This window comes from Acinetobacter sp. YH16053 (genome assembly GCF_013417035.1).
GTDB classification, from domain to species: domain Bacteria; phylum Pseudomonadota; class Gammaproteobacteria; order Pseudomonadales; family Moraxellaceae; genus Acinetobacter; species Acinetobacter towneri.
The window spans coordinates 94687-107167 of record NZ_VPEP01000002.1 but is presented as its reverse complement, the minus strand read 5'-3'; the positions used below and the strand labels follow the sequence as shown (position 1 = coordinate 107167).

Annotated in this window: 10 protein-coding genes; 8 read left to right on the top strand and 2 right to left on the bottom strand. The window is 40.5% G+C overall.

Annotated features, from left to right (window positions below; translation table 11 throughout):
* Nucleotides 1-120: 120 nt before the first annotated feature.
* The gene (locus FTV43_RS02260) at nt 121-717 is read right to left on the bottom strand and encodes a 5-formyltetrahydrofolate cyclo-ligase (protein ID WP_179994868.1); all 597 of its coding nucleotides are present in this window, start codon (nt 715-717) and stop codon (nt 121-123) included.
* 351 nt (nt 718-1068) lie between these two features.
* Between FTV43_RS02260 and FTV43_RS02255 the strand changes: the two genes are divergently transcribed.
* From FTV43_RS02255 to FTV43_RS02225, 7 genes are all read left to right on the top strand, one after another.
* Complete coding sequence (locus FTV43_RS02255) at nt 1069-2319, top strand: YncE family protein (protein WP_096902747.1); 1251 nt, start codon at nt 1069-1071, stop codon at nt 2317-2319.
* Between the two features lie 145 nt (nt 2320-2464).
* On the top strand, nt 2465-2959 hold the full coding sequence (locus FTV43_RS02250; protein ID WP_179994776.1) for a hypothetical protein: 495 nt from the start codon (nt 2465-2467) through the stop codon (nt 2957-2959).
* A gap of 520 nt (nt 2960-3479) precedes the next feature.
* Complete coding sequence (gene lldP, locus FTV43_RS02245) at nt 3480-5150, top strand: L-lactate permease (protein WP_179994775.1); 1671 nt, start codon at nt 3480-3482, stop codon at nt 5148-5150.
* Between the two features lie 24 nt (nt 5151-5174).
* Nucleotides 5175-5924: a transcriptional regulator LldR gene (gene lldR, locus FTV43_RS02240; protein ID WP_004970689.1), complete on the top strand. Its 750-nt coding sequence runs from the start codon at nt 5175-5177 to the stop codon at nt 5922-5924.
* Nucleotides 5921-7075 carry an FMN-dependent L-lactate dehydrogenase LldD gene (lldD, locus tag FTV43_RS02235; RefSeq protein ID WP_179994774.1) on the top strand — a complete coding sequence of 385 codons (1155 nt, stop codon included), beginning with the start codon at nt 5921-5923 and terminating at the stop codon, nt 7073-7075. The genes lldR and lldD overlap by 4 nt, the downstream gene beginning before the upstream one ends.
* A 95-nt stretch (nt 7076-7170) precedes the next feature.
* Entirely contained in the window at nt 7171-8886 is a 1716-nt protein-coding gene (dld, locus tag FTV43_RS02230) for a D-lactate dehydrogenase (RefSeq protein WP_179994773.1), read from the top strand.
* Nucleotides 8887-8934: 48 nt separating this feature from the next.
* Nucleotides 8935-9834, top strand: coding sequence for a LysR family transcriptional regulator (locus FTV43_RS02225; RefSeq protein ID WP_004970549.1), 900 nt, complete (start codon nt 8935-8937; stop codon nt 9832-9834).
* Between the two features lie 105 nt (nt 9835-9939).
* On the opposite strand, the gene FTV43_RS15965 is transcribed toward FTV43_RS02225, so the two are convergent.
* Nucleotides 9940-10188, bottom strand: a complete 249-nt coding sequence (locus FTV43_RS15965) for an RICIN domain-containing protein (RefSeq protein ID WP_368856081.1) — start codon at nt 10186-10188, stop codon at nt 9940-9942.
* A gap of 685 nt (nt 10189-10873) precedes the next feature.
* Between FTV43_RS15965 and FTV43_RS02215 the strand changes: the two genes are divergently transcribed.
* Nucleotides 10874-12472 carry a sensor domain-containing diguanylate cyclase gene (locus tag FTV43_RS02215; protein ID WP_179994772.1) on the top strand — a complete coding sequence of 533 codons (1599 nt, stop codon included), beginning with the start codon at nt 10874-10876 and terminating at the stop codon, nt 12470-12472.
* The last annotated feature ends 9 nt before the right edge of the window (nt 12473-12481 follow it).

The window sequence follows — 12481 nt, the reverse complement described above, 5'->3', positions numbered from 1 at the left end:
TTGCCATGTTTTTAATAGTGATGGGTATTTTTTAAAATACAAGGGCAGGTCAACACAAATTGTTTAAAAAGTAGCTAAATATGTGATTTTAAATTGATCTATTCAGTCAAAATGATCAATTTAGCGTTTCAAGGTGCGTTTAAACTGTAAAAAATATTGTGGAGTTAGTAAGGCATCTACAGGTTGATCCCAATTTTCACGTGGCAAGCGTGTATGAATTAGCTGAAAATCATGTGCAATCCCTAAGCGATAAGGATGCTGCGGGGCAGAGGCTAAAGTGCGGTCATAATAACCACCGCCCATTCCAATGCGGGTGCCATGCGTATCGCAAGCCAATAAGGGCATCAAGACTAAATCTAAATGGGAGATGTGTTTTCCGCGACTTGTTCTTGGTTCTTGCATCCCCAAACGATGATGGGCAAAGCGACGCTGACGATATTGTTGTGGGGTGATTTGTACCCACACCAAGTGTTGATTCATATTGCAAATCATGGGCAAATACACTTGTTTGCTATGCGCGAAGCAATATTCAATGATGCGGTGTGTATGAATTTCACCAAAAGCATGTAAATACATACCTACTTTTTTTGCGTACTGAAATTTTGGCAGTCGTATTAGCCGCTGCAAAACAGCTTGCTGTGCGTGTTGCTGTTGGGTGCGCGTGACCGCTCTGCGCTGTTGTCGAAGCTGTTTACGCAAGGTTTTAAGTTCCAACAACTGCATCTCGGCACATCCTTATATTCTTGAGTTTAAATGCTTGAATGGGTATGGGATTACTGTCATTTCATCGACAAAAACAAGCTTTTATCATACTTGGCATTTTAACAGGATGTGATGCTGTATTTCTGTTTATCTGAAACTTGACCTGCTATCGGATAGTCTAGCTCGAACCCTAGACGCAAAATTACAAAAACTCTTATGCTATTGCCCAATCAATGCCACGCCAACAATCTTCAAGATCGCTTCAAGATGGATTAGGCAGGCTTCAGTTAAAAACAACAAATATGTAAAAACACAAGCCAAAACAAAAACAACACTTTCATTTTGCTGTTCAGGGAGAACAAGAACATGAATTATTCCAACAAGGTGTTTAAACATCTACTTCAAGGCGTGCTGGCTTTAGGAAGTTGTGTCAGCGCACAAAGTTATGCAGATTCGACCTATTTACCGCAGCCACCGAATACCCAACAAGTCTTTTTTGTCGGCAATAACTGGGATGGCACAGTGACGGTGATTCACCCTTCACAAGACTTTGGCAAAGTGGGTGTGGTCAATATGATTCCTGACCGCAAAGAGCGTTTATTAGAAATTCATTTAAATCCAGTGAAATTGATTGCCTACACTTACATTCAACAAACTGCAGGTGAGGGCAATGACCAGTTGGTGGATGATATGTATTCCACGCCAGATGGACAGTCGATTGTGGCTTCACGTCCAAGTTTTGCCGATGTGGTATCCATCAACATTAAAACGGGCAAAATTAATTGGCGTACGCCAGTCGAAGGTTTCCGCGCAGACCACATGGCGGTTTCACCAGATGGACAACGTGTTGCTGTGTCGGCATCGTCAGGTAATGTGGTGCATGTTTTAGATATTCATACAGGTAAAGAATTGGGGCGTTTTGCAACAGGGGATAAGCCGCACGAAAATATTTACTTTGCAGGTGGAACGAAAATCTTAAACTCTGCGATTGGTAACGTAGAAACTTCGATGGATGCACAGTGGCAAGATTTTACCAAAGGTAAGCGCTTTATTACCATTGCCGATGCCAACAATTATAAAGTTCTGAAAAAAATTGATTTCCGACCTGCGTTAGATGCCTTTGGACGTAAAGATTTATCCAACTCAGTGCGTCCTATGGTGCTAAGTAAAGATGAAAGCAAACTTTATGCGCAGGTTTCATTTTTTAATGGTTTGGTGGAATACGACTTAAAAACCGATAAAGTCACGCGTATTGGACAATTACCGGGCAGCAGTACAATTCCAAAAGACCGCAGCAAATGGGTAAATGATTCACGTCATCATGGTTTATCCATCAGCGCAGATGGCGAAAAACTCTGTGTGGCAGGCACGATGGATGATTACGCGACCATTGTAGACCGTCAGAGTTTAAAAGCAGGCAAACTGATTCCTGCAGGTAAACCATATTGGGCAACCCGTAGCCCAGATGGAAAAAGCTGTGTGATTTCAGAAAGTGAAACCGATGTGGTAACGGTGATTGACTTTGCTACGGGAGAAAAAGTCCGCAGTGTGCCAGTGGGGAATCACCCACAGCGAGTGCGTTTGGGTTATGCACCAAGCGATTGGTCAACCCCTTAATCTAACCAATCAGGTAGCGTGAAGCATCTAAAAAAACTGAGCTTTTGCAGATTTTAGTGCATTGAATAAAGAGTGATTATCCAAAAAATCACTGATATGTCGTTGTCGCTAAAAATTGAAGATGCTTTGCGTTTGGAGCAAGCGCATGAAACATCCACGATGGCTCGGCATTGGTTTTTTTATTATTGCAGTCGCTGTATTGTTTGTAGTGGTCTATGTGTTTCAACCATCAGCACCCCCCGTAACAGAAACAGTGTCAGTTCGGTCGAATATAACGCCTCCAGCAATGAGCCCAAAATTGGCGCTACACGCTGAAGATACAGCACAAACGGCATTCTTTCCTATACAGACTGAGGTCAGGGAGCAGGAGTCTACTCAGGCAGCTTTAATTCAGCAGCGTGACCAATTGTACTGGGGTTTTGAGCAAATTAGTCTAGGTTTAAGTCAGGGGCAAAAACCTGATTTAAACCAAGTGCAGTCCATGCTTTTTCAGCAGGAACAGTTAGTGCAAGCAGGCGTTTTAAAACTGGAAGATGCTTTGGGTTATAGTCAGTTTTTAAAACAGATTTTGCCTGAAATTGCAGGGCAAATTGATTTGCATATTTCGCGTTTAAAGCGCTTGAACGTGGTGACAGGTTAAGCCACAGTAAGGTGTGAGTTGCTGTTATAAATACACGATGACGCCATTGTTGCAGTCAATAATGGCGTTATTTTTTTGTCTAAAAAATTCTTTTAATCCACATGTTTTTAAGCCGAATAGCGGCCACTTGAGCTGAATTTATCCATGATTCCTTTGATCAAGCGTTCAATTCATCTTAGAAGAAAGCACACGTATTTTACTGTATTAGACGAAAGTTGTATAAGGCTGTGCCGAATAAATTTGGTTTTTCCTTCCTTTTAAAAACTGCAGAAAAAACAAAGTTTAAATATTTCTTTGGCATATTTTTTATGCTGTATATAAAGACATACCTTCAGTAAAATTGGTATGACCATTCAAGATAAACAATCAGACCAATCTTGACTTTTTCTTGTCTAAAACTATCATTTGTACCTTATATTGAGGAAATTCTGATTTTAACCTCAATATTGGTCAGACCAAAATTAGAATTTTACCTCTATGCTTAGACCTATGTTTACGTTTGAGTGAGCATTTCAAGGAGATGACAATGCTTCAACATTGGCAACAGATCTACGATCCAATGGCAAATATTTGGATTTCGAGTCTTATTGCATTAATCCCGATTATCTTTTTCTTTCTGGCATTGGCTGTATTTCGCTTAAAAGGAAGTGTTGCGGGAACAATTACGGTGATTTTGGCGTTATTGGTGTCGTTATTTGCCTATGGCATGCCTGCACCAATGGCTTTTGCTTCATTGATCTATGGCTTTTTTTACGGTTTATGGCCAATCGCATGGATTATTATTGGCGCATTATTCTTATATAAAATCTCTGTAAAAACAGGGCAATTTAACATTATTCGCTCATCTATTCTTTCGATTACAGAAGATCAGCGTCTCCAGATGCTACTAGTGGGCTTCGCGTTTGGCACATTTTTAGAAGGTGCAGCGGGCTTTGGGGCGCCAGTGGCAATTACTGCAGCTTTATTGGTGGGTTTGGGCTTTAAGCCTTTATACGCTGCGGGTTTATGTCTGATTGTGAACACCGCACCTGTTGCGTTTGGCGCAATGGGGATTCCAATTATTGTGGCGAGTCAGGTTTCGGGTGTAGAAACCATGGAAATTAGCCAGATGGTTGGGCGTCAGTTGCCATTTATGGTGCCTATTGTGCTGTTCTGGATTATGGCAATTATGGATGGCTGGCGCGGTGTGAAAGAAACTTGGCCTGCAGTGTTGGTGGGTGGTGGTGCTTTTGCGATTGCACAATACTTGACCTCTAACTTTGTAGGGCCTGAGTTACCCGATATTACCGCTGCAATTGCCTCTTTGATTAGTTTAACGGTCTTATTTAAATTCTGGCAGCCAAAACACATTTTCCGTTTTAGCGATGCAGACACCAAAGTGGATGCCAACTTAGTTGCAGAACAACAGCAAAAATACAGCATGGGGCAGATTGTTAAAGCATGGTCACCTTTTGCAGTGTTAACGGTGATGGTCACCATTTGGAGTATTAAACCGTTTAAAGATTTATTTGCAAAAGATGGGGCAATGCATGACTGGGTAATTTCCATCAAAGTGCCATTTTTACATCAATTGGTGCAAAAAATGCCGCCTGTGGTTGCTGAAGTTAAAGACTACGATGCAATCTTTAAGTTCGATTGGCTGAGTGCAACAGGGACTGCAATTATGATTGCGGCTGTCATCACCATCATTTACTTAAAAATGAAACCACGTGAAGCGGTTAAAACTTTTGCAGAAACCATCAATGAGTTAAAAACACCAATTTATTCGATTGGGATGGTGTTGGCTTTTGCTTTTATTGCCAATTATTCAGGCATGTCTGCGACTTTAGCATTGGCTTTGTCACACACAGGCAATGCTTTCACATTCTTCTCGCCATTTTTAGGTTGGATTGGAGTGTTCTTGACAGGTTCAGATACATCAGCCAATGCCTTATTTGCTGCCTTGCAAGCCACAACTGCACAGCAAATTGGTGTACCAGAAGTCTTGTTGGTTGCTGCCAATACCAGTGGTGGAGTAACAGGCAAAATGATTTCACCACAATCGATTGCAATTGCCTGTGCGGCAGTGGGTTTAGTCGGAAAAGAATCGGATTTATTCCGCTTTACCGTGAAACACAGTATCACGTTCACCGTAATGATCGGTATTATTATCACTCTACAAGCTTATGTGTTCCCATGGATGATTCCATAACCACATGCACAAGAGGATAGCCGCATGAAAGTTTCCGACAAAGTTGTACAAGACCTGCGCACACTGGTTGAAAAAAATCAGATGCAAGTCGGAGACCGATTGCCTGCCGAAAGAAAGTTATGTGAACAACTCGGGGTTTCCCGTTCCTCTTTGCGTGAAGCCATTCAGCAATTGACCAGTCAGGGCATGCTGGTCAGCAAAGTTGGAGCGGGTACTTTTTTGCAACAGCTACCCACCAATTGGTCGCAATATCAAATTGTGCAGCCTTTAAGTAACCTGATTGATGAAGACCCTGCTTATCGTTTTGATGTGCAGGAAGCTCGAATGGTGCTTGAAGGTGGTACGGCATGGTATGCCGCACAGCGGGCAACTGCTGAGGATTTGAAAAACATCCGTGCCTGTTATGAGCAAATCGCCCATTTTCAAATTTTAGGTGATGACGATCAGGCAGCAATTGCCGATGCCAAGTTTCATTTGGCAATTGCCGAAGCATCGCACAATTTGGTGCTCATTCAAATGATGCGTGGCTTATTTGATTTGTTGCAATACAACGTAGTTTTGGGCAGACGCAAAGTCTATACCGAAGCCCACCGTTTCGATCAGTTGCACGATCAACACTTTCAAGTGATGGATGCAATTGAACGCCAGGATCCAGAAGCTGCCCGTTCGGCAGTGTGTGGACATATTGAATTTGTAGTTCAACAAGTACGCATGATAGACGAGGAAGATGCGCGTCGTCAGCGTGCGAGTCGATTAAACAGGATAGCGCCATGATTATTTCTTCTGCGAATGATTACCGCGAAGCAGCGAAACGCCGTTTACCGCCATTTTTATTTCACTATATTGATGGAGGTGCGTACGCGGAACAAACGCTGAAAAGAAATGTGGAAGACCTTTCACAGATTGCCTTGCGCCAACGTGTTTTGAATGACATGTCGGCTTTGAGTTTAGAAACCACCTTATTTAATGAAACCTTGTCAATGCCTGTGGCTTTGGCACCTGTGGGTTTAACGGGCATGTATGCGCGCCGTGGTGAAGTACAAGCCGCAGTTGCAGCTGACAAAAAAGGTATTCCGTTTACTTTATCTACCGTGTCGGTGTGCCCAATTGAAGAAGTGGTGCCTGCCATTTCACGCCCAATGTGGTTTCAATTATATGTATTACGTGACCGTGGTTTTATGCGCAATGCCTTGGAACGTGCCAAAGCAGCAGGCTGTTCAACCTTAGTCTTTACGGTAGATATGCCTGTGCCTGGCGCACGTTATCGTGATGCACATTCAGGCATGAGTGGGCCAAATGCGGCCATGCGCCGTTATATGCAAGCAGTGATGCATCCAAACTGGGCGTGGGATGTTGGCTTACTAGGTCGTCCGCATGACTTGGGCAATATCTCCAAATACTTGGGCAAGCCGACTGGACTGGAAGATTATATTGGTTGGTTGGGCAATAACTTTGATCCATCCATTTCATGGAAAGACCTAGAGTGGATTCGTGAATTTTGGGATGGCCCGATGGTGATTAAAGGCATTTTAGACCCTGAAGATGCCAAAGATGCAGTCCGCTTTGGTGCCGATGGTATTGTGGTATCGAATCACGGTGGGCGTCAGTTAGATGGTGTGCTCTCGACTGCACGTGCTTTACCGCCAATAGCCGATGCAGTAAAAGGAGATCTAAAAATTCTAGTGGATTCAGGTATTCGTAATGGCCTAGATGTGGTGCGCATGTTGGCGATGGGTGCGGATACTTGTATGCTCGGACGTGCCTTTATTTATGCACTAGGTGCAGCAGGTGGGGCGGGTGTGAGTAATTTACTCGAATTGATTGATAAAGAAATGCGAGTCGCAATGACCTTAACGGGTGCTAAAAACATTCAAGCGATTAACTCAGATTGCTTGGTACAACTTGAGCGTGAGCTGAAAGACTAATTTGCAAACATGGGCGATGAATCCATAACTTTAAAAGTTTGGCTTGATTGCTCAATTGTATTTTCTTCACCATTGGAATTCAGGACATGCACACCATGCCACAGACAAATTCATCAATAGCACAATTTGATGCAGCAGCGACACTCAAAAATTTGGTCGATATTGTGGGGAAAGCGCATGTATTGACCCATGAGTCGGATACCCGCTTATATCGTCAAGGGCGACGTTTTGGTGAGGGGCAGGTTTTTGCTGTAGTCACGCCAGGTTCGCTGTTGCAACAGTGGCAAGTGTTGCAAGTGGCAGTGGCGGCAGACTGTATCATTATTATGCAGGCCGCCAATACAGGACTGACTGGTGGTTCGACCCCTTTTGGTGATGATTATGACCGTCCTGTTATTCTGATTAATACTCAGCGTTTAAAAGGCATTCAGCTGATTAATAATGCCAAGCAAGTGATTTGTTTACCCGGCGCTACGTTGGATGCATTGGAACAGCAATTGGCACCACATCAACGTGAGCCACATTCAGTGATTGGTTCATCTTGTATTGGCGCTTCAGTTTTGGGTGGAATATGCAACAATTCAGGTGGTGCTTTGGTTAGACGTGGTCCTGCCTATACTGAGTTGGCCTTATATGCACAAGTCGATGCACTGGGCGAGTTGCAACTCATCAATCATTTGGGGGTGAATTTAGGGAACTCGCCAGAAGAAATTTTAACCAAACTTGAGCAACAACAATATCGCCCTGAAGATATTGAATATTCGGAACATTGTTGTGCTTCAGATCAGCGTTACGTGCATGATGTTGCCCAAGTCGATGCCGATACGCCTGCACGGTTTAATGCCGACCCGAGCCGTTTGTTTGAAGCTTCGGGTTCGGCAGGTAAAGTCTGTGTGTTTGCAGTGCGTTTGGATACGTTTGAGAAAATTCCGAGTCAGGTGTTTTATATCGGCAGCAATCAGCAGGATGATTTAACCGCGATTCGCCGTTTTTTATTACGTGATTTGCCGCGTGTACCGATTGCTGGCGAGTATATTCATCGAGATGCCTATGACATTGGTGCAGAATATGGCAAAGACAGCTTCTTGTTTATCGAGAAGTTTGGCACCAGTAAAGTACCTGCAGCTTTTGCCATGAAAGACAAAGTTGATGGTTTTCTAACCCGTTGGGGCATGCGTGGATTGTCGGATAAAGTTTTGCAAATGTTCACGAAACTACTGCCAAATCATTTACCAGAACGCATGAACCAATTTCGTGATTTGTATGAACATCATTTAATTTTGCGCATTGAGCAGCAAGATGTTGCGGCAGTACAGCAGTTTTTAATGGATTATTTTATCACGCGCAATTCCGGCAGTTTTTTTCTATGTAATGAAGATGAAGGCCGCAAGGCTTTTCTGCATCGCTTTGCAGTGGCAGGTGCTGCAATTCGTTATCGTGATACACATCGAAATGAAGTGGAAGACATTGTTGCTTTAGATATTGCGTTAAGACGTAATGATCAGCAATGGGTTGAAACCTTGCCCGAAGAGTTGGAGCAGGCGATTATACATAAGTTGTATTATGGTCATTTTTTATGTCATGTCTTTCATCAGGACTATATTATTAAAAAAGGCGTAGACCCGTTGGCGATGGAACATCAAATGTGGTCATTGCTTGATGCACGTGGGGCAGAGTATCCTGCAGAGCATAATGTTGGGCATTTATATGTGGCGAAGCCTGCCTTAAAGCAGCATTATCAAAAATTGGATCCGACCAATTGTTTTAATGTGGGCATTGGGCATAGCTCTAAATTAAAAGCTTGGCGTTAAATAAGGATGAAAACTGAGCAGTGAAACTGATTCTAAGGAAAGATGGATATGTTTAAGTTAGATAGCAAACTGCTACAGATTTTTTACTATGTATATAAATTAAAAAATGTGTCTGCAGCAGCAGATGCATTGGGCATGAGTCAGCCTGCGGTTAGTAACTGTTTAAATAAAATTCGTCAGCATTTTAATGACCCATTATTTTTAAGGGTTGGCAATGAAATGTTGCCTACAGAGTTGGCGAAACAGATTTTTTCACCGATTAGTGAAATTATTAATAAAATTGAAACGGTCAATAATTTTAAAGTCGATTTTGATCCGACACATTCCGATCAATTATTTACCTTGGCAATGACCGATGTTTCGCATTTGGTTTTATTGCCAAAACTGACCAAGTTTTTAAAAAAATATGCACCTTCAGTGCGGATTAAAATTCGTCCTATTACCCGTGAAACCAGTTATCAAATGGCAAATGGTGAAATTGATTTTGCGATTGGTTTTTTACCTGAGTTAGAGCAGGGTTTTTATCAGCAGCAATTATTTTTACAATATTATGTGGTGATTAGTCGTAAAGATCATCCACGTATTTGTGAAAAAAGTTTAGATGTTGAAGCTTATATTCGTGAATCGCATGTCGATGTAGATACCAGTATAGGTCACTACCATATTGAAAATGAATTAAGCAATCGTGGTTTAAGACGTAATATTCTAATGAGTATCCCAAGTTATTTAGGGGTCGGTTTAATTGTGCAAGAAACCGATATGATTGCGACAGTGCCTTATTATTTAAGTGAAGTATTATTGGCACGCGGGAATTTACAAGTAGTGAGTGCGCCTTTGAATTTTCCAACCTATCCTGTACGACAATATTGGCATACGTCTTGTCATCACCAAACCAGTCATCAGTGGTTAAGAAAAGTGATTTTTGATTTGTTTAGTCAGCATCCTTAATTAATCGTATTTAAAGTAAAATTTTTATAATTTTTTAAATTATCATTCGCTAATTCCCTCATCTTCAAAAGAGCAGGCTAGGCTGAGGGAGTTAGTGATTCTTTTTTATAAGGCAATAAAACTAAATTTCTGCCCACGATTTTGATTGCAGCTATACATTTTCATTTTTCCATTATAAATATCTAAACATTTGCCTGTATCTGCACTACGAATACGCTGACCATCGAGATACCATTTTTGGTTACTTTGTCCATTACAGGTATAAGCAATGACTTCAGCACCATCATGTTTCTGTTTTCCTGCTACATCTAGACATTTGCCTTGCACGGTAATACTTTGATCAGGATGGAAAATGAAATGCTGATTGGTTACATCATGACAATGTGAAGTCTGAATGGAACGTTAATTACTGCGACTAAAATCTACGCAGCGGCAATCATAGGTTTTAATTTTGAGTTTTTGTTGCCATGTTTGTGTAGGATAAGGCATAGGTGTAGGCACTTAAATGGTTTTTTGTGCAGGGTGTTCTAGAGGTGTACTGGGTGGAATTTGAGGTTGAATGACGATATTGGGAATCTGCCCCGATGCTGTTCCGTCAACCCCAATACATGCTGTTAAAAGTGAGCAATTGCTTAAATGCTTAAAGTGAAAAGTGTCTTAAACATAAGAGAAAACAATCTATTTATTAAGCGGATAGGGTAAATTTAAAGCATGGAGCAAATATTTAATTTTTGTAATTTTGTGTATAATTGATCCTAGAAGTTTATCTAATAGTCACGGTTTTCCAAAAAAAAATTAAGTAAAAAAAACGTCAAGTTGTCATTCTTTGTTGTTAGACGGTGCATTCTTGGGAGGTGTGTGGTAGAAGTTCTATTTTCAGGATATATTTCTGAATTGAGGTAGTGGTCAGCAACAAGGGAATTATCCAATTTGTGGAATTGAACACCAAAAATAGACAACTAAAACTCAACTGTATCGCTTTAAATTATGTGATTGAGTTATAAAGTTATGTGTTAAAGTTTGCGCTTGTCGCAGTTTTTTGAATTTTTTGGGGTTGGAGCTGTTGAAGCGTTTTTTACTAAGACTCGGATTAGATCTGCGTAAACTTATTTTAATTTCGACAATTTTAAGTGTATCCGGCTTATTTGTCGTAAGTGTATTTATTTTGAATTATGTAATTAAAGAACAATTAATTCAAAATTCACTTTCGATCAATGAAAAATATGCAGAAAAAATTGCGACCAGTTCCAATCAACACTTTGCAGATATGCTGCAAGAGTTGGATTATAGTGCACGTTTATTAGAAACAAATTTTTATAATACACAACTTAGAAAAGAAGAAGTACTACGCTTAAAAAATCAATCCAATAATTTTAATAGTATTCAATTGGTGGGGCAGAATAAACATATTTTGGCTTATGCACCCAAAACATTAAAGCTAAATTTTAATCATGCATATAGTAGTGTTGGTATTGTTGGATCTATTGAGAAAAAGAAAACTTATATTTCATCTCCATATTGGTCAATAACTAATAATTTAGTTGTCATGATGTCACAACCTATTTATGATAAAACACATCAATATTTAGGCATGATCAGTGGTACGATTTATTTACAACGGAAAAACTTATTAAATACAATGCTGAATACACAATATGACTATAAAAAAAGTTATATGTATGTGATTGATCAACATAACCGTATTATTTTTCATCCAGATAAAAATCGTATTGGTGAAAAAATTATTAACAATACGGGTTTAGACTATATTAATCATCATAAAAATGGCTCAATCCGTTTAAAAAATAGTTTAGGCATAGATAATTTGGCAGGTTTTGCACATATTCCAAGTGTCAATTGGATTGTGGTTTCTCAACAGCCCACTGATGATTTACTTGCACAAGCCAATACCTTGATTTTAAAAGTATCGGTTGGAATCTTTATTTTTTACTTATTTATTTTCTTATTGGTTTGGTATATCTCAAGCTTTATTTCTTCACCTTTGAACCGCTTGGCACGTATGGCAAGTATGCTGAATCAGGCTGAAATCCAAGATAAAATTAAAGAAGTTGATCCGTGGTATTTCGAGGTTTTAAAATTTAGAACCTCATTATTACTCAGTTCGGAAACCTTTAGTCATCGGATTGCGGAGTTAAAGCATCACGTCAATACTGATCCATTGACAGGTTTATATAACCGTCGTGGGATGCAATTATTTTTAAATGAGTTGGTCAAAACCCGAACTGAGTTTGCAGCATTGGCTATTGATATTGATTTCTTTAAGAAAGTTAATGATCACTATGGGCATGATCAAGGTGATGTGGTACTTAAAACGCTCGCGCAAATAATGCTAACTAATTTTAGGGATCATGATATTTGTTGCCGTTCTGGGGGCGAAGAGTTTTTAGTGCTGATGACGACTGCCGACCCAAGTGTGGCATATAAAGCTGCGGAGCGTTTAAGAACGACCATGCAACAAACCAATATTAATGGTATGGGTGAAATTACCATCTCAATTGGTATCGCATTTTGGTTTAAAGATGCAGAGGATATTTCTGAAGTGCTTAAACTTGCAGATAATAAATTGTATGAAGCCAAACATGCTGGGCGGAATTGCACAAAGTCTACGGCTACATGAGAATTTGGA